The sequence below is a fragment of the Vibrio sp. 10N.261.52.C11 genome (genome assembly GCF_041471405.1).
Lineage (GTDB): Bacteria > Pseudomonadota > Gammaproteobacteria > Enterobacterales > Vibrionaceae > Vibrio > Vibrio crassostreae_C.
In genome coordinates, this window is the sequence record NZ_JBFROI010000029.1 from 60,122 (window position 1) to 78,262 (window position 18,141).

The window sequence follows — 18,141 nt, forward strand, 5'->3', positions numbered from 1 at the left end:
CCTTAAAAATTATAGTTTTATATCTACGACAGAGAGCGAGTCTAATTGCTGCATCTTCTGCCATATTTCACTGACGGTTCTTCCGTCTTGCGGGATCACTCGCGCAGGACAAAGATCATAAAGCGGCTGTGTTACAAAAGGATATTTGTAGATATCACTGCGTGGTAATTCTGGTTCACACTCAGAAACCTCCTCTCCAAACAGCACAATATCAAGATCGAGTTTTCGATCTTGTAGTTTGTGCGCATCTTGAGAGCGACCCCATTTAAACTCAATTTTACGCAGCTGCTGTGAAAATTCAGTCAATGAGAGTGACGTGTCGAGCTCTATCACAAAGTTATAAAACGGATGGCTATTAAAACCGACGGGCTCACAGTGATAGATTTTAGAGCATTTAAGGTTAGTCCCTAACGATTGAAGCTCTGTCCATGCCACCCTTGCATGCTTGTCACGGTCTATGTTCGTGCCAACACCAACATAGGCTACTGTCATGCTTGACCTCGTTCGATGATCACACCAACGGCTTTTGCTTGTGGCACTGCGCCAGGTTTAGCCAATCGGATTTTAATCCACGGCACAGAGAACTGAGTCATAATAAGCTCTGCGACTTCTTCAGCAACACGTTCTACGAGTAGAAAACGGCCATTTGCAATGTGCTCAAGTACTGCAGTGCTCACTTTCGAATAATCCAAAGCATCAACCACATCATCACTCTTGCCTGCTGGGCGGTTGTCATGAGCCATTTCAATATCAAGCACCAGTTTCTGTTTGATCTCTTGCTCCCAATCGTAAACACCGATCGTTGTAATTACTTCTAGCTGCTCAATGAAAACTTTATCCAGTGCCATGACTTGTCCTTTTAGAGGTCGGATACCCAAATTGGGGAAAAAAACGTATTATTTGCGTAATTCGAGATATGATATCAATTACTCTTGGATTGAGCATTATTTTCCCATCGTTAGGCGTATAACCGTTAAAGGACAGACATGACCCCATTGGCACTTATCATGATCATTGCTGCCTACTTACTAGGTTCAATCTCTAGTGCGGTCTTGATATGCCGAGTTTTGAGGCTCCCAGATCCTCGAACAGTAGGTTCTAACAACCCAGGAGCAACCAATGTCCTGCGTGTTGGTGGTAAAGGCGCAGCAGCTGCCGTCCTTTTGTGTGACATGCTGAAAGGCACTATCCCTGTCTGGCTTGGCTACTACCTCAAGATCGACCCAATCATTCTTGGGGTTGTGGCAATTGCGGCGTGTCTTGGCCATATGTATCCGATCTTCTTCCACTTCAAAGGTGGTAAAGGCGTGGCAACCGCACTTGGCGCTATCGCCCCAATAGGATTCGATCTAACCGGAATGATCATGGCGACTTGGTTAGTGGTCGCGTTTTTGTTTCGTTACTCTTCTTTAGCGGCACTGGTTACTGTGCTACTTGCCCCTTTCTACGCTTGGTTAGTCAAACCTCAATACACATTGCCAGTAGCCATGCTGTGCTGTTTGATCGTGTTACGTCACCATCAGAATATCCGCCGCCTACTCGATGGCAGCGAACCAAAACTCGGACAAAAAAAATCGGCTTAAACTGTCACGTCTAAGCCGAACTATTTTTAAACCGAGATGCGTTTAAACCGACGTAAGTATAAGTCGAACAACACTATTCAGTATTTAAGAACTTACAGCAGATGTTTATCTAAAAACGTCTTCAGCATTGTGTTCACAAACTCTGGTTGCTCTAACGAGCTAATATGACCAGCGCCAGGAATCACCACTAATTCACTGCCCGTAATGCAATCGTGCATTAAGTACGACTCAAGTACCGGACGTGGTTTATCTTCTTGTCCTACAGCAATCAAAACAGGCAGAGCAAAGTTCTCTACCGATTCAATCATGTCACGACGTCCAAACACCATTCGACCAATTCGTGCCACTTCTTCAGCGTTGTCACCCTCAAGAGCAGATAACTGCTGAGTAAAACCTTCCACTAAAGTTGGCGTGTTGGTTTGAGCATCATTAGCGAAGAACAGTGGAACAACCGCTTCAACAATTGGCTGAGGAACCGTCTTGGTTTGAGTGATGGTATCTAACATGCTGAAGTACTTAGCGTGAGCAACCTCTGGTTCTAAACCCACAAAAGTATCCATTAGAACCAAAGACTTAATACGTGCAGGTGCAAGTTCCGCTAACTCTGTTCCCCACATACCGCCAACCGATAAGCCAACCACTGAGAATTCTTCGATCTCTAAATGATCAAGCAGAGCCAAAACGTGCTGAGCGTAATCTTTCAAGTTACGCATCGAAGCGGGTGCAGCTTGAGACTCACCATGAGACCAAAGCTCTGGAACAATACAGCGATACTGAGTTTTTAAAGCTTCGATCTGCGGCTTCCACATTGCACTATCCCAAAGGTAGCTGTGGCCGAGTACAACAACAGGGCCTTGACCTTCATCTAGGTACGCCATCGATTGATTGTCTACTGTGAACTTGTTCATTTTCTTCCCTAATCTCTATCAGCAATTATTTATCGACATACAGTCGGTAAGCTAGGATATAAAAACGGCCGCACAAGGCGACCGTTTATCGAAACACTATAGTCAATTACGCAATTGGCTCTAGCTGGTCAATAGGCCAACGCGGTGTGGCATGAACAGACAAATCAGCCGTTTCGCCATTCTTTAGGCGCTGCATGCCCGCATAAGCGATCATCGCACCATTATCTGTACAGAATTCTGTGCGTGGGTAGTACACCTCACCACCGACTTTCTTAGCAAGAGCTTCAAGCTCAACACGCAGTTGTTTGTTGGCACTTACACCGCCAGCAATCACTATACGTTTCATGCCCGTTTCAACCAAGGCTCGCTTACACTTGATTACTAAGGTTGCACAAACAGCTTCTTGGAATGCATAAGCGATATCAGCGCGAGTTTGGTCATCATTATCGTTATCGCGAATGGTATTCGCTGCGAACGTCTTCAAACCAGAAAAGCTCATATCTAGACCCGGACGATCGGTCATTGGACGCGGGAACTTAAAACGACCCGGAGTGCCTTTTTCCGCCAAACGAGATAACAGTGGACCACCAGGGTAATCTAAGCCCATCAGTTTCGCGGTTTTATCAAACGCTTCACCCGCTGCATCATCAATCGATTCACCAAGGATTCGGTATTCACCAATACCTTTCACTTCTACCATCATGGTATGGCCGCCAGAAACCAGCAGAGCCACAAATGGGAATGGTGGTGGGTTATCTTCTAGCATTGGCGCAAGAAGGTGACCTTCCATATGGTGAACAGGCACTGCAGGCACTCCCCACGCATAAGCAATACTGCGACCAATCGTTGCACCAACCAGCAGTGCACCCACTAAACCAGGGCCAGCCGTGTAAGCCACACCATCAATGTCTTTCGACGTTAGGTTCGCTTCAGCTAATGCCGCTTTAATAAGAGGAATTGTTTTTTTCACGTGGTCACGTGAAGCTAGCTCAGGTACCACACCACCGTAATCGGCGTGCAGCTTTACTTGGCTATATAATTGATGAGAAAGCAGCCCTTGCTCATCATCATAAATCGCGATTCCTGTTTCATCACAAGAGGTTTCAATACCAATAATGCGCATAATTTTCTCGGCACGCTTCGTCTAAAATGGGAAATTAGCGCAATATTACCCTGCCTAAGCTCTTCAAACAAATATTGTACAGACTATAATCGACAAAGTGCTTTACAAAGCCACTGTGATCGGATTAAAATTCCGCACCATTTTTGATCAAGCTGGTTAATGGCCAAACGCGAATAGAGAGTTAGCTCGATGGGTAACTTCTCTGATTTGGTACTGAGTAGCCAGCGATAATGAATAACCCCTGAGGTGAAAGGCATATGCCAATAGTTAAAGTACGTGAAAACGAACCGTTCGACGTTGCACTACGTCGTTTCAAGCGCTCTTGTGAAAAAGCAGGTATCCTTTCTGAAGTTCGCCGTCGCGAGCATTACGAAAAGCCAACTACAGTTCGCAAACGCGCTAAAGCAGCAGCTCAAAAGCGTCACGCTAAGAAGCTAGCTCGCGAAAACGCACGTCGCGTTCGCCTGTACTAATAACTTAATCCATAAGGACTGAGTTATGGCTCTTATTGAACAACTCAAAGAAGAGCAAAAATTAGCGATGAAAGCCAAGGACAAACCGCGCCTTGGCACTATCCGCTTAGCTCTTTCAGCAATTAAGCAACGTGAAGTTGACGAACGGATCACTCTGAACGACGACGACATTCTTGCTGTATTAGTTAAAATGGTTAAGCAACGTCGCGATTCTGTTGCTCAATATGAATCAGCAAATCGTCAAGATCTTGCTGACGTGGAAAAAGCAGAAATTACGGTACTTGAAGGCTTTATGCCTCAACCGCTAACTGATGAAGAAGTTATTGCACTACTTGATAGCGCAATCGCCGAAGCTCAACCAGCGGGCATGCAAGACATGGGTAAAGTAATGGCTATCTTGAAACCACAAATTCAAGGGCGTGCAGATATGGGGAAAGTTAGTGGTTTAGTTCGTTCTAAACTCGCTTAATCCCAAATCAAATTGCAACAAGCCGTGCAATCCTTCGGAACGCACGGCTTGTTTGTATCTGTAACCTATTCAAACTATTATTATCCACACTCTCAGTTAGTGCATTTTTCTAAGGTTTTATGGCAGGACACATCCCGCGTAGTTTCATTGATGATCTCCTAGCGCGTCTCGACATTGTCGACATAGTGGACGCACGCGTGAAACTTAAGAAAAAAGGCAAAAACTATGGTGCTTGTTGCCCATTCCACAACGAAAAGACCCCTTCTTTTAGCGTAAGCCAAGAAAAACAGTTTTATCACTGCTTTGGTTGTGGCGTACACGGTAATGCTATCGACTTCATTATGGAGTTCGAACGTCTCGATTTTGTTGAAGCGATTGAAGAGCTTGCCTCTTTCTTAGGCCTCGATGTTCCTAGAGAGCAACGTAGCGGCGAGATATCAACAGCACCAAGAGCCAACAGCGAACAAAAACGTAACCTCTACGATTTGATGGGCGGCATCAGTAATTTTTACCGCTCTCAACTGAAAATATCAGCCAACAAACCTGCGATTGATTACCTAAAGAATCGTGGCCTTTCGGGCGAGATCGTCCAGAAGTTTGGTATTGGTTATGTGGCCGATGAGTGGGACTTAGTTCGTAAGAACTTTGGCCAACAGAAAGAAGCCCAAGACATGCTCGTGACTGGCGGCATGCTAATTGAGAACGATAAAGGTAACCGATACGACCGATTCCGTGGACGCGTAATGTTCCCGATTCGCGATCGTCGTGGCCGTGTGATTGGTTTTGGTGGTCGTGTATTAGAAGACGGTACTCCAAAATATCTCAACTCACCAGAAACGCCTATCTTCCATAAAGGTAAAGAGCTTTACGGCCTTTATGAAGTGCTGCAAGCCTACCGTGAACCGCCGCAAATACTTGTGGTTGAAGGTTACATGGATGTCGTGGCATTAGCGCAATATGGTGTTGATTACTCAGTAGCATCACTGGGCACATCGACAACCGGTGACCACGTTCAAATGCTGTTCCGCCAAACCAGCACAGTGGTTTGTTGTTACGATGGTGACCGAGCAGGTAAAGAAGCCGCGTGGCGCGCACTAGAAAATGCCCTTGAGTACCTGAAAACCGGTAACACACTCAAGTTTCTATTCTTGCCCGACGGTGAAGACCCAGACAGCTATATTCGAGAGCACGGCAAAGCCGCTTTCGAACAACTGGTCCACAATGCGACGCCGCTCTCGACCTATTTGTTCGATAACCTAATTGAAATACACAAGTTGAACTTGGGAACAACCGAAGGGAAATCAGCACTGCGTGCACACGCCAGCGCCTTGATTAACAAAATTCCTGACAGTTACTTCCAAGAATTGCTCGAAAAACTGCTCGATGAGCGAACTGGATTTGATAACCAATTGCGACGTGCGCGTGTTCATACACAGAACCCGACACCTCAACCGCATAAAGAGCTGAAGCGCACTCCAATGCGTGAAGTTATCGCTTTGCTTATCCAAAATCCGAGCTATGCTGATATGGTACCGGATTTATCAAGTGTCAAAGGCTTACAGTTGCCTGGGCTAAGTTTATTCGTCGAAGTACTTGATAAATGCCACGCGCATCCCCATATCAACACAGGCCAATTATTAGAGCATTGGCGACACAATAAACATGAGGCTCTTCTGTCTCGTCTCGCGAGCTGGGAAATCCCCCTCGACGAAGACAATCAAGAAGACATATTTTTAGACTCATTGGACAACATACTTGCCCAGTGCGTTGAAAAACAAATTGAAAACCTGCAGGCCAAAGCAAGAAGCGTCGGTTTATCAGCCGAAGAAAAAAGGGAGCTACTAGCTTTAATGCTAGATCTAAAAGCGTAACCCTGTTTGATTAGTCAGCATTTAATAAATTTGTTAACATAATTGGTTTGCATTTGAGAATGCAACGTCCTTCACCAGACCTGAAGTTGGATATCATCTATGGATCAAAATCCGCAGTCACAGCTTAAATTACTTGTTATTAAAGGCAAGGAACAAGGCTATCTGACCTACGCCGAAGTAAACGACCACCTACCTGCAGAAATCGTGGATTCTGAACAGGTAGAAGACATCATTCAAATGATCAACGACATGGGTATCAAGGTAGTTGAAACTGCACCTGATGCTGATGATCTAGCACTTAATGATGACGATGCCAATATAGATGAAGATGCAGCCGAAGCTGCAGCTGCTGCGCTTTCAAGCGTAGAAAGCGAGATTGGCCGTACTACTGACCCAGTTCGTATGTACATGCGTGAAATGGGTACGGTTGAACTACTGACTCGTGAAGGCGAAATCGACATTGCGAAACGTATTGAAGATGGTATCAATACAGTTCAACTATCGGTTGCTGAGTACCCAGGCACTATTCCATACATCTTGGAACAGTTTGACCGCGTACAAGCAGAAGAGATTCGCTTAACAGACCTAATCAATGGCTTTGTTGACCCAGACGACGATGGCACAGCTGCGCCAACGGCGACTCACATCGGTTCAGAACTTGCTGAAACTGATCTGGAAGACGAAGACAAAGAAGACGCTGAAGACGACGAGGAAGAGGAAGAAGAAGATACAGGTATCGATCCTGAGCTTGCTCTTGAGAAGTTCACAGCGCTTCGTACTAGCTACCAGAACCGTCAGCTAGCGATCAACGAGTACGGCCATGAAAGCCCGAAAGCAACGCTTGCAACGACAATGATGCAAGACGTATTCAAAGAGTTCCGTCTAACACCAAAACAGTTTGATTACCTAGTAAACGAACTGCGTAACTCTATGGATCGCGTACGTACTCAAGAACGCCTAATCATGCGTCAAACGGTTGAGTACGGCAAAATGCCGAAGAAATCTTTCATTGCTCTATTTACTGGTAACGAATCTAGCGAAGCATGGTTGGATGAAGTTCTTGCTTCAGACAAGCCATACGCAGAAAAGATCAAACGTAACGAGCACGACATCCGTCGCTCTATCCAAAAACTGGATATGATCGAACGTGAAACGTCTCTTACTGTTCAAAGCATCAAAGATATCAGCCGTCGTATGTCTATCGGTGAAGCGAAAGCTCGTCGTGCGAAGAAAGAGATGGTTGAAGCGAACTTACGTCTAGTAATCTCGATTGCTAAGAAGTACACAAACCGTGGTCTACAATTCCTGGATCTAATCCAAGAAGGTAACATCGGTCTGATGAAAGCGGTAGATAAGTTTGAATACCGTCGTGGTTACAAGTTCTCTACTTACGCTACTTGGTGGATCCGTCAAGCAATCACTCGTTCGATTGCCGACCAAGCTCGTACTATCCGTATTCCGGTTCACATGATCGAAACGATCAACAAACTAAACCGTATCTCTCGTCAAATGCTACAAGAGATGGGTCGTGAACCACTTCCGGAAGAACTGGCTGAACGCATGCAAATGCCTGAAGACAAGATCCGTAAAGTACTGAAAATCGCTAAAGAGCCAATCTCAATGGAGACACCAATCGGTGACGACGAAGATTCGCACCTAGGTGATTTCATCGAGGATACAACGCTAGAACTACCTCTAGACTCTGCAACGGCAACCAGCCTACGCGGTGCAACTAAAGACGTTCTTGCAGGCCTAACACCTCGTGAAGCTAAAGTACTGCGTATGCGTTTCGGTATCGACATGAACACTGACCACACTCTTGAAGAGGTTGGTAAACAGTTCGACGTAACTCGTGAACGTATCCGTCAGATCGAAGCAAAGGCACTCCGTAAACTTCGTCACCCAAGCCGCTCAGAAACTCTGCGTAGCTTCCTAGACGAGTAATCGCACACTCAAGTGTGGTTAGCTTTTAAGCATAAATAAGAAAAGGTGAGCGTTGGCTCACCTTTTTTTTATCTGTGTGATTTAAGTGGCTAAGATGTAAGCGGAATTGCCCCTTATAGTGTCTAGACACCATTGAACGCTTCCCCTATAATCTATGCCCTACGGCCCCTTAGCTCAGTGGTTAGAGCGCACGACTCATAATCGTTCGGTCCCCAGTTCAAATCTGGGAGGGGCCACCAAATTAGAAAAGCCAGAACAGTTCACGCTGCTCTGGCTTTTTGCTTTTCTGATTCAGTACCAATCACACCCTGCACTTCCGAACCAAAAACGAATCGTCCCGCACACAATTCCAATTGCCTCTCTGTGACTAAACATACTTTTCTTTTATAAAAAAATCGGCAATATGAGAGTACATAAATCGCTCAATAGTTCAGGGAAGACTCATGAAAGACGAAACACTCTCGATTCACTTCGGTTACGACACTGATCCAACAACCAAATCGGTTGCCACTCCAATCTACCAAACCGTCGCGTACGAATTCGATGACGCACAACACGGCGCCGACCTCTTCAACCTTGCGGTGCCAGGCAATATCTACACTCGCATAATGAACCCAACCAATGATGTGTTAGAAAAACGCATGGCCGCCTTAGAAGGAGGTATCGCAGGCTTAGTGGTAAGTGCGGGCAGTGCTGCGATCAACTATGCGATTCAGACGTTGGCGCAAATCGGTGACAACATTGTCTCAACGCCTCAGCTTTACGGTGGTACTTACACCCTATTTGCTCATATGCTGCCAAACCAAGGGATCGAAGTTCGTTTTGCTAAAGACGATAAACCAGAAAGCTTAGCGGCACTGATTGACGAAAAAACCAAGGCGGTTTACTGCGAAAGTATCGGTAACCCAGCAGGTAATATTATCGACTTAGAGCGTGTTGCTGAACTTGCTCACGCACAAGGTGTACCTGTGATTGTTGATAACACGGTGGCGACGCCTGTACTGTGTAAACCTATCGATTTTGGTGCTGACATCGTGGTGCACTCACTAACTAAATACGTGGGTGGTCACGGTACAACGTTAGGTGGCGTGATTGTCGACTCAGGTAAATTCCCATGGGCACAGCACAAGGACCGCTTCCCTGTGTTTAATCAGCCAGAGCCTTCTTATCATGGCGTGGTTTATACCGAGGCCTTTGGTGAGGCTGCGTTTATTGGTCGTGCTAGAACGGTTCCCCTACGTAATACAGGTGCAGCACTGTCACCAATGAATGCTTTCATGTTGATGCAAGGTTTGGAGACGTTGTCGCTACGCATGGAGCGACACACAGAGAATGCCTTGAAAGTAGCGGAATACCTCAAGCAACACGAGAAAGTCAGTTGGGTAAGTTACGCTGGCCTGCCTGATTCAGAATTCTATCCACTCGCTGAAAAGTACATGCAAGGTAAGCCATCGGCCATTCTATCTTTTGGTTTAAAAGACGGTTATGAAGCCGGTGTTCGCTTCTATGATACACTGCAAATCTTCAAGCGCTTAGTTAACATTGGCGATGCGAAATCTCTCGCTTGTCACCCAGCTTCGACGACACACCGTCAACTAAGCGAAGCTGAACAGAAACAAGCCGGTGTATCACCGGAGATGATTCGCCTATCAGTAGGTATCGAGCACATTGACGATATCTTGGCTGACCTAGAGCAAGCACTGAGCGCTTAATGACGCTACAGCTAGCTCTAACACTGATCGTTAACTAACAGACATAAAAAAGCCCATCACAGGATGGGCTTCTTATTATCTATATCTTAGGTAAGCTGTCGATTACTCAACTGTTACCGCTTTCGCTAGGTTACGAGGTTGGTCAACGTCGGTACCTTTGATTAGTGCGACATGGTAAGACAGCAGCTGCATCGGTACTGTGTAGTAGATAGGCGCTGTTACTTCACTTACGTGAGGCATCTTGATGATCTTCATGTTCTCATCGCTTTCAAAGCCCGCATCTTCATCAGCGAATACGTAAAGTAGACCGCCACGAGCACGCACTTCTTCAACGTTCGATTTCAGCTTCTCTAGCAAGTCGTTGCTTGGTGCAATAACGACTACAGGCATATCTGCATCGATAAGAGCCAAAGGACCGTGCTTAAGCTCACCAGCTGCGTATGCTTCTGCGTGGATGTAAGAGATCTCTTTCAGTTTAAGAGACGCTTCCATCGCGATTGGGTAGAACTCACCACGACCCAAGAACAGTGTGTGATGCTTATCAGCAAAATCAGGTGCCAGTGCTTCAATTTCTTTATCGAACGCTAATGCTTTCTCGATATCAGCAGGCAGTTGGTGAAGTGCTTGAACGATTTCCGCTTCTTTTTCTTCATTGATACGACCTTGTAGACGACCAATTGACGTTACCATCATCAGCATCGCTGCTAGTTGAGTTGTGAAAGCTTTAGTAGAAGCAACACCGATCTCTGTTCCTGCGCGAGTCATGAAGGCAAAATCAGATTCACGAACCAGTGAAGAACCCGCAACGTTACAGATAGTCATTGCAGACATATAACCCTTCTCTTTTGCAAGACGAAGTGCAGCAAGCGTATCCGCCGTTTCACCAGATTGAGACAGAGTCACCAATAGGCTGTTCGGACGAACAACGAAATCACGGTAACGGAATTCAGAAGCAATCTCTACGTCACAGCTTACGCCAGCTAGAGATTCAAACCAGTAACGCGCTGCCATGCCTGAGTTGTAAGACGTACCACATGCGATGATCTGCACGTGTTCAACCTTGCTTAGGATCTCTTCAGCTTTAACGCCGATCGCGTTAGTGATAACCGAAGTGTCAGAGATACGGCCTTCCATTGTATTGATCAGCGCTGTTGGCTGCTCGAAGATCTCTTTCTGCATGAAGTGGCGGTATTGACCTTTGTCACCTGCGTCGTGTTCAGCGTTTGACTCAACGATTTCACGCTCAACACGCTCACCCGCTACATCAAATACCGTAACATCACGACGAGTTACCTCAGCAACATCACCTTCTTCTAGGTACATGAAGCGACGAGTTACGCTCAGTAGCGCCAGTTGATCAGAAGCAAGGAAGTTCTCGCCGACACCAAAACCGATAACGATCGGGCTACCAGAACGAGCTACAACGATACGGCTAGGATCTTTACGATCAACCGCAACCGTGCCGTACGCACCGTCTAATTGTTTTGCTGTTTTCTGTAGCGCTTCAACCAAAGAAGCTGAAGTGCGAAGTTCCCACTCAACTAAGTGAGCAATAACTTCTGTATCCGTTTGTGAAGTAAATACGTAACCACGCTCTTGCAGCATAGCGCGCAGTGCTTCGTGGTTTTCGATAATGCCATTGTGTACAACGGCAATATCACCAGACATGTGTGGGTGTGCGTTCGCTTCAGACGGCTCACCGTGTGTCGCCCAACGTGTATGAGCGATACCTGTACCACCAATCACTTGTTGCTCTTCTACTGCGTCAGCTAGCTCTTGTACTTTACCTAGGCGGCGTACACGAGTTAGGTTAGATTCAGTATCGACTACAGCGACACCAGCTGAATCGTAGCCACGGTATTCTAGACGACGAAGGCCTTCTACTAAAATTTCAGCTACATCACGCTGTGCTACTGCACCAACAATTCCACACATAGTTTCACTCCATCAATTTTGTTTTATTCCTATTGGCAGCAAGCAAAGGCCAAATCTTCATTAAGATCAATTATAGGAAGGTAAATGCATAATACTTAAATTTGTTTTTACGCTGGATCGGTCAGGATCACTCGAACATCATGTGATTCGATACTTGCTTTGGATTCTTCGCCTAAGTCTGTATCGGTAATTAAGATGTCAATGTGTTCCCATGCCAGCTCTAAGTTCGGGATCTTTCGTCCCACCTTTTCCGACTCAACCATCACGATCACTTCTCGTGACACTTCAGCCATTACTTTGCTCAGGCCAACCAGTTCGTTAAACGTGGTTGTGCCTCTATCGAGGTCGATACCATCAGCCCCAATAAATAGTTGGTCAAAATCGTAAGCACGAAGTACCGACTCTGCAACTTTGCCTTGGAAAGAGTCCGAATGGGTATCCCAAGTGCCGCCAGTCATTAATAACGTCGGCTCGCTTTCAAGCTCATTAAGCGCATTAGCAACGTGCAATGAGTTGGTCATAACAACCAAGCCACGCTTAGCATTAAGCTGCTGAATTAGAGCACCGGTCGTACTGCCACTATCGATCACGATGCGGTTATGGTCGCGAATTAAATCTGCAGCGGCTTTTGCCAATGAAATCTTTCGAGTCGAAACTTGTTGACCCAGCTCTTCGTTGACAACCTCTTTCGGTAACGAAATCGCACCACCATAACGGCGTAAAAGCTGACCGTTTTTCTCTAAAGACGCCAAGTCCTTTCTAATAGTGACTTCTGAGGTTTCGAACTTAGCGGATAATTCATCAACACTAACCTCCCCTTTTTCATTCACTAGGTTAGAAATTGCATGTCTTCTGAGCTGGGTGTTTCGTTTCGACATTTAAAAAAGGCCATTAAGTTTCGATATGAAACATATTATAGTTACAACGAAACTATTTAGTCCATTTATTTTGATCCAAAAAATTAATAAATAGCGATAAAACCTTGTCCTAAGACAATTGTTAAGCAGTGATATTGAACTCATTAGGTGGTAGAATCCGCACCCGAAAAGAAAAAAAATTACAAAACTGACTGTTATTTTTTTGCAACTTACCCCCTATATAGTGGGGTAAGTCACAGAAAACCGATATTGAATCAAAATCTTTTAGTCATAAAATGACTAAAATTGATGAAAGACTTACAACTCTGAAGGACATATTGGAAGTCCCGCGCTTTTACACAACAGGCACAAAATGTTGATGTAGCGGACCAATCTTCAGAACTTAAATAAATTTCAAATTGTAACAATACTTACCGGAGAGTACCTTCCATGAAAAAGACCAAAATCGTATGTACGATTGGCCCTAAAACTGAATCTGTAGAGAAGCTAACTGAACTAGTAGATGCTGGCATGAACGTTATGCGTCTTAACTTCTCTCACGGTGATTTCGCAGAGCACGGCACTCGTATCGCGAACTTCCGTAAAGTAATGGAAAACAAAGGTGAGCAACTTGCTATCCTTCTAGATACTAAAGGTCCAGAAATCCGTACTATCAAACTTGAAGATGGTAACGACGTAGATCTAGTAGCTGGTCAAGAGTTCACTTTCACAACTGACGCAACAGTTGTTGGTAACAAAGACGTAGTAGCAGTAACTTACCTAGGTTTCGCTAAAGACCTAACAGCAGGTAACACTATCCTTGTTGATGACGGCCTAATCGAAATGGAAGTTATCGCAACAACAGAAACTGAAGTTAAGTGTAAAGTTCTTAACAACGGTGCTCTAGGCGAAAACAAAGGTGTTAACCTTCCTGGCGTTTCTGTTCAACTTCCTGCTCTTTCTGAGAAAGACAAAGCTGACCTTAAGTTTGGTTGTGAGCAAGGCGTAGATTTCGTTGCTGCTTCTTTCATCCGTAAAGAAGAAGACGTTAAAGAAATCCGTGAGCTTCTAAACGCTAACGGCGGCGAGAACATCCACATCATTTCTAAGATTGAAAACCAAGAAGGTGTAGATAACTTCGATTCAATCCTTGAAGCTTCTGACGGCATCATGGTTGCTCGTGGTGACCTAGGTGTTGAAATCCCAGCTGAAGAAGTAATCTTCGCTCAGAAGATGATGATCGAGAAGTGTAACCGTGCACGTAAGATGGTTATCACTGCAACTCAAATGCTTGACTCTATGATCAGCAACCCACGTCCAACTCGTGCTGAAGCGGGTGACGTTGCGAACGCAATCATGGATGGTACTGATGCAGTAATGCTTTCTGGTGAAACTGCTAAAGGTAAGTACCCAGTTGAAGCTGTTACTATCATGGCTCAAATCGCGAACCGTACTGATTCAGCTCTTAAAGCTGAGCTAGGTTCTCGTCTAGACAGCCCACGTCTACGTATCACTGAAGCAGTATGTAAAGGCGCCGTAGACACAGCAGAGAAGCTAGCTGCTCCTCTAATCGTTGTTGCAACTGAAGGCGGTAAATCTGCACGTTCAGTACGTAAGTACTTCCCAACTGCAAACATCCTAGCTCTAACAACTAACGAAAAGACAGCTGCACAGCTAGTTCTTACTAAAGGTGTTAAGCCAGTTCTTGTTGACTCTATCGAGAACACAGACGCGTTCTACATCAACGGTAAAGAAATCGCTCTACAATCTGGCCTAGGTAACAAAGGCGACATCGTAGTTATGGTTTCTGGTGCTCTAGTAGCTTCTGGTACTACAAACACGGCATCTGTTCACGTTCTATAAGAATGAACCGATTCGCATAAAATATAAAAGAGGGCTTCGGCCCTCTTTTTTTATGAAACAAAATCTTGCCTAACTTTTCAGTACGCTGTATTATCAATCACAATAGAACTACGTACTGTTAACCTCCAACTGACTCTTTCTAAGAGACGGATTAGCAGACTAGAAATCATATATAGATGAGGTTTGTAATGTCTAGTCCTACGCTCACTGACAAAGTATCAAAGATGATTCGCCAAGATATTCTTAATGGTGAGTTAACCCCAGGCCAAAAGCTTGTTGTTGCTGATCTAAAAGCACGCTACAACGTTGGCGCATCCCCTATTCGCGAAGCCTTGGTACAGTTATCTTGGAGCAAATACGTAAAGCTAGAGCCACAAAAAGGCTGCTGGGTATCTCCTGTATCAAAGAAAGAACTGAATGACCTATACGAAAGCCTTCGTGTTGTATCATCGGTTCTGCTTAAAAAAGCGATTGCAGCAGGTGATGAGAGCTGGGAACTGGATGTACTAACGTCTTACCATAAACTATCGCGAGTACAGTACGTATCTGAAGAGTTTGACTGTGTAGAATGGGAAGAGCGCCACCAGCAATTCCATGTCGCACTGCTTGAAGGTGCAGATTCAGAGAACATGTTTAAGTTCTTTGATGACCTAATTAACCAAGTGAAACGTTACCGCTTCCTCGCTATGTCTGCAGAAAGCGCATCAGATGATCTGTTCAATATTGATGAACACGAAATGATCATGAAACTAGTACTCTCTAAGAATGTAGAACAAGCGACTGAACTGCTTGATCAACACTTACTAGGTTCAATGAAACGAATTGAAGAAGTTATCGAAGCGGCATGATGCCAAGATAGATTCTAACCAAATAAAAACGGAGCCCAGCGGCTCCGTTTTTTTGTTTCCAGTACCACGACTGAACTACCACCCAAAAAACTCTTTGTGATGAGTATTGAGCAGCACAACCATAGGTAAAAAATACAATGCACTAAGTTGAAAGCCAAGAATGGCTAATGTGCCTATGGTTAACCTAACTAAAAAATCGACAAACATACCACGCCTCTTTTAACCAGACTGTATGATCCCCAAACTCTTGCTCCAGCTAACCTAATTCTACTGCTGCCTTTCAAACCATTGAAAAGGCTAGCTAATCAGTTGAATTAAGTTAACGGTGTCATCCTTTTACATCTGGTAAACACTCTATTTATTACACCGTTAAGCACGATGTAATCTGAAGCAAGGTAGTTTACTTATTGTTCATTTTAGCTCAAATTTCCACCAGCATTAGACTTTAGTCTAACTGTATAGATTTTGTGACATAGGTCGCTCAAAAGTGAGATTCCTATAAAAAGGGGGAGAGATAAAGTGAGTCGGGCCGCGACTTGAAGAGGTGAAGGAAATAGAAGACAGGACTAGATAGAAGCGACCCTAAGCGACATCATCATAGCTAGGACACATAGAGACCGTATTACGGCCAGACGATTTAGATTCGTAAAGCGCAACATCCGCACACTTGTATGAGCGAGTGCTGTTACTGGTTAAATCCGTAAAGCCAACACTCACTGTTACCTTAGTTCCGGCCGCTAGCTCAATCTCGATTCGTAAGCGATCCAATACGCGCTTTGCTTCTGGCAGTGAGGTGTGTGGCATCAAGAGTGCAAACTCTTCCCCTCCGACACGTGCAACAAAATCCGTCCCACGAAGACTGTCTTGCAGAAGCTTAGCAACACCAGCAATCACACGGTCACCTTCGTCGTGGCCAAGCTCATCATTGATTCGCTTGAAGTTATCGATGTCCACCAAGGCTAAGCAGGTGGTCGCTTCGTTCGGGTAACGCTCAACTAAGCGAGAATAGTAGGCCAGCTGCTCTTCGAATTTTCGTCGGTTCCAGAGATTACTCAAAGAGTCACGTTCACTTAAAATCCTCAAACGTACCTCAAGCTCCTTCCTTACGGAAATATCAACCAACGAGGTGATGTAGTAACTGACTTTGCCTGAATTGTTTTTGACCGCATGCACTCGCATGATCGCAGTAAAAGGAATACGCAGCTTGTTCTTACACTGAACCTCCCCTTCCCATACTTCTTCTTGCTCTAAATGACTCCAAATAGCCGAGCTTGAGAGCACTTGGTCGGTATTCTCAAGCAGCAACTGCAATGCATTTTGACCGATCACCTGTTTTTTGCAGTACCCAGTCATGTTCTCAAATTCGTTGTTGATCATCATTGTGCGGTGCTGCTTGTCAGAGATCATCACTGCCGACATACCATTCAATGCGGCGCGTGCCAATTTACTCTCTAGGCTTCGGCGTCGGCAGTGCGTCACCAGGTAAGCAAACGGGAAAGCGAATATCAGCACCGTAATCAGAACAATGATCTCTTCATGGGCCAAATCATCTAGATCACGCTCAGCCCGATCCATCAGTTGCTTTTGATTAAGTTGAATCAGTAAATGGACCTTTTGACTGTTCGCGAGCATAACCGTGTTAAAGGCAAACAAATTACCATCTTCAAAAACGTATCCCACCTGATCATTGGAGATCGCATCCCACGTCTTCGGCGCGATATTTTTCAGGTTATAGCCTTTTCTTTCAGGAATAGAGTCTCCGAACAACTTACCGCTGTTGTTACTCGCGATGAAGTAACCCGCGTCATTGAGAACTTCTGCTCTAAGATCGTTATCTGGTGAAAAGCTCAGACGCGACGATAAGCCCCATACATCAAGATTGATGACGAGGTAGCCTACTCTTTCGTCAGGGGTTTCTACTGGGGTAAAGACACGGATTACCGGCGAATAAGGGAAGGTGACTTCACCATGCTCAGTTTCAAGCTCAATACCCCAACCGCCAATCTGTTCGGCTTCTAGTTTTTGAGCGTCTTGGAAGTAGTTAGAATCCGACCTATCTTGCAGCTGTTGAGGAAACGTCACTCTACCGGTATCAGAGGAATAGTTAACACGCACCAATTCTTTGCCAGTGACATCTAACAGATGGATTTGTGTATACCACTTCTGGTTCACGAGAACAGATTGCCAGACCTCTTCAAGTAGATGTTTGGTTTGGTCTGAGGGAGAGGAAGCAAAGTTAACCAAGCTCTGGCTATGACTGAGTAGCTCCATGACCGAGACTAACTGAGTCTTGAGAAGATCATAATCTCGCTTGGCATACACTAACTGATGAACGGCTTGCTTAGCTGAGTAGTCAAAGCTCTGCTGTTTTACTTCTTTGTAGCGCTGCAAATAATACAGACATACTGCAGAAGACAATATGATAGAGATAATCAGCAATGTAATTATTGATTTTTTATTTCGCATTGCTAACTCAGATGAATGGAAGTGCAGCGCGGGATTATAGCACTCTAAAAAATTAACAAAATAAAAGCCGCTTAAAAAAGCGGCTTTAA

At 45.0% G+C, this 18,141-nt stretch carries 15 protein-coding genes and 1 tRNA gene; 9 read left to right on the forward strand and 7 right to left on the reverse strand.

The genetic code is table 11. The features are described 5' to 3' along the window. Positions 1 to 9: 9 nt before the first annotated feature. Positions 10 to 492 carry a 2-amino-4-hydroxy-6-hydroxymethyldihydropteridine diphosphokinase gene (folK, locus tag AB4323_RS12210; RefSeq protein WP_017062921.1) on the reverse strand — a complete coding sequence of 161 codons (483 nt, stop codon included), beginning with the start codon at positions 490 to 492 and terminating at the stop codon, positions 10 to 12. After that, positions 489 to 848: a dihydroneopterin aldolase gene (folB, locus tag AB4323_RS12215; protein ID WP_017061412.1), complete on the reverse strand. Its 360-nt coding sequence runs from the start codon at positions 846 to 848 to the stop codon at positions 489 to 491. The genes folK and folB overlap by 4 nt, the downstream gene beginning before the upstream one ends. 138 nt (positions 849 to 986) lie before the next feature. Between folB and plsY the strand changes: the two genes are divergently transcribed. Then, a complete protein-coding gene (gene plsY, locus AB4323_RS12220) occupies positions 987 to 1,583 on the forward strand; it encodes a glycerol-3-phosphate 1-O-acyltransferase PlsY (protein WP_009847793.1) in 597 nt (198 codons plus the stop codon). A 92-nt stretch (positions 1,584 to 1,675) separates the two neighbouring features. Here the strand turns inward: plsY and AB4323_RS12225 are convergent, their stop codons facing one another. Continuing rightward, complete coding sequence (locus AB4323_RS12225) at positions 1,676 to 2,491, reverse strand: alpha/beta fold hydrolase (protein WP_017062922.1); 816 nt, start codon at positions 2,489 to 2,491, stop codon at positions 1,676 to 1,678. Positions 2,492 to 2,597: 106 nt separating this feature from the next. Further along, positions 2,598 to 3,614 (reverse strand): tRNA (adenosine(37)-N6)-threonylcarbamoyltransferase complex transferase subunit TsaD, encoded by a 1,017-nt coding sequence (tsaD, locus tag AB4323_RS12230; RefSeq protein WP_017061410.1) that lies wholly within the window; start codon positions 3,612 to 3,614, stop codon positions 2,598 to 2,600. Positions 3,615 to 3,871: 257 nt separating this feature from the next. Here tsaD and rpsU point away from each other — a divergent pair, with 257 nt between their 5' ends. From rpsU to AB4323_RS12260, 6 genes are all read left to right on the forward strand, one after another. After that, positions 3,872 to 4,087, forward strand: coding sequence for a 30S ribosomal protein S21 (rpsU, locus tag AB4323_RS12235; protein WP_004396009.1), 216 nt, complete (start codon positions 3,872 to 3,874; stop codon positions 4,085 to 4,087). A gap of 25 nt (positions 4,088 to 4,112) precedes the next feature. Further along, entirely contained in the window at positions 4,113 to 4,556 is a 444-nt protein-coding gene (locus tag AB4323_RS12240) for a GatB/YqeY domain-containing protein (protein WP_017069475.1), read from the forward strand. Between the two features lie 119 nt (positions 4,557 to 4,675). Next, entirely contained in the window at positions 4,676 to 6,427 is a 1,752-nt protein-coding gene (gene dnaG, locus AB4323_RS12245; RefSeq protein WP_017069474.1) for a DNA primase, read from the forward strand. Positions 6,428 to 6,526: 99 nt separating this feature from the next. Continuing rightward, positions 6,527 to 8,371, forward strand: coding sequence for an RNA polymerase sigma factor RpoD (gene rpoD / locus AB4323_RS12250; protein WP_017061407.1), 1,845 nt, complete (start codon positions 6,527 to 6,529; stop codon positions 8,369 to 8,371). Between the two features lie 163 nt (positions 8,372 to 8,534). Next, a tRNA-Ile gene (locus AB4323_RS12255) sits at positions 8,535 to 8,610 on the forward strand. Between the two features lie 204 nt (positions 8,611 to 8,814). Next, positions 8,815 to 10,083, forward strand: a complete 1,269-nt coding sequence (locus AB4323_RS12260; protein ID WP_102428405.1) for an O-acetylhomoserine aminocarboxypropyltransferase/cysteine synthase family protein — start codon at positions 8,815 to 8,817, stop codon at positions 10,081 to 10,083. A gap of 102 nt (positions 10,084 to 10,185) precedes the next feature. Here AB4323_RS12260 and glmS read toward each other — a convergent pair whose 3' ends face one another. Together glmS and AB4323_RS12270 are read right to left on the reverse strand one after the other, a co-directional pair. Continuing rightward, on the reverse strand, positions 10,186 to 12,018 hold the full coding sequence (glmS, locus tag AB4323_RS12265; RefSeq protein ID WP_017061405.1) for a glutamine--fructose-6-phosphate transaminase (isomerizing): 1,833 nt from the start codon (positions 12,016 to 12,018) through the stop codon (positions 10,186 to 10,188). A gap of 107 nt (positions 12,019 to 12,125) precedes the next feature. Next, positions 12,126 to 12,896, reverse strand: a complete 771-nt coding sequence (locus AB4323_RS12270; RefSeq protein WP_017061404.1) for a DeoR/GlpR family DNA-binding transcription regulator — start codon at positions 12,894 to 12,896, stop codon at positions 12,126 to 12,128. Between the two features lie 429 nt (positions 12,897 to 13,325). Between AB4323_RS12270 and pykF the strand changes: the two genes are divergently transcribed. Continuing rightward, a complete protein-coding gene (gene pykF, locus AB4323_RS12275) occupies positions 13,326 to 14,738 on the forward strand; it encodes a pyruvate kinase PykF (RefSeq protein ID WP_017061403.1) in 1,413 nt (470 codons plus the stop codon). 176 nt (positions 14,739 to 14,914) lie between these two features. Beyond that, positions 14,915 to 15,586, forward strand: coding sequence for a GntR family transcriptional regulator (locus AB4323_RS12280; protein WP_080582236.1), 672 nt, complete (start codon positions 14,915 to 14,917; stop codon positions 15,584 to 15,586). Between the two features lie 582 nt (positions 15,587 to 16,168). Here AB4323_RS12280 and AB4323_RS12285 read toward each other — a convergent pair. Further along, positions 16,169 to 18,052 (reverse strand): diguanylate cyclase, encoded by a 1,884-nt coding sequence (locus AB4323_RS12285; RefSeq protein WP_372152567.1) that lies wholly within the window; start codon positions 18,050 to 18,052, stop codon positions 16,169 to 16,171. Positions 18,053 to 18,141 lie beyond the last annotated feature (89 nt).

Bases quoted from the DNA above. Each gene is read 5' to 3' on its own strand.
- AB4323_RS12270 (WP_017061404.1), bottom strand. From the start codon at position 12,896: ATGTCGAAACGAAACACCCAGCTCAGAAGACATGCAATTTCTAACCTA.
- dnaG (WP_017069474.1), top strand. From the start codon at position 4,676: ATGGCAGGACACATCCCGCGTAGTTTCATTGATGATCTCCTAGCGCGT.
- plsY (WP_009847793.1), top strand. From the start codon at position 987: ATGACCCCATTGGCACTTATCATGATCATTGCTGCCTACTTACTAGGT.
- tsaD (WP_017061410.1), bottom strand. From the start codon at position 3,614: ATGCGCATTATTGGTATTGAAACCTCTTGTGATGAAACAGGAATCGCG.
- AB4323_RS12260 (WP_102428405.1), top strand. From the start codon at position 8,815: ATGAAAGACGAAACACTCTCGATTCACTTCGGTTACGACACTGATCCA.
- AB4323_RS12285 (WP_372152567.1), bottom strand. From the start codon at position 18,052: ATGCGAAATAAAAAATCAATAATTACATTGCTGATTATCTCTATCATA.
- pykF (WP_017061403.1), top strand. From the start codon at position 13,326: ATGAAAAAGACCAAAATCGTATGTACGATTGGCCCTAAAACTGAATCT.
- AB4323_RS12240 (WP_017069475.1), top strand. From the start codon at position 4,113: ATGGCTCTTATTGAACAACTCAAAGAAGAGCAAAAATTAGCGATGAAA.
- AB4323_RS12280 (WP_080582236.1), top strand. From the start codon at position 14,915: ATGAGGTTTGTAATGTCTAGTCCTACGCTCACTGACAAAGTATCAAAG.
- rpoD (WP_017061407.1), top strand. From the start codon at position 6,527: ATGGATCAAAATCCGCAGTCACAGCTTAAATTACTTGTTATTAAAGGC.
- rpsU (WP_004396009.1), top strand. From the start codon at position 3,872: ATGCCAATAGTTAAAGTACGTGAAAACGAACCGTTCGACGTTGCACTA.
- folK (WP_017062921.1), bottom strand. From the start codon at position 492: ATGACAGTAGCCTATGTTGGTGTTGGCACGAACATAGACCGTGACAAG.
- AB4323_RS12225 (WP_017062922.1), bottom strand. From the start codon at position 2,491: ATGAACAAGTTCACAGTAGACAATCAATCGATGGCGTACCTAGATGAA.
- glmS (WP_017061405.1), bottom strand. From the start codon at position 12,018: ATGTGTGGAATTGTTGGTGCAGTAGCACAGCGTGATGTAGCTGAAATT.
- folB (WP_017061412.1), bottom strand. From the start codon at position 848: ATGGCACTGGATAAAGTTTTCATTGAGCAGCTAGAAGTAATTACAACG.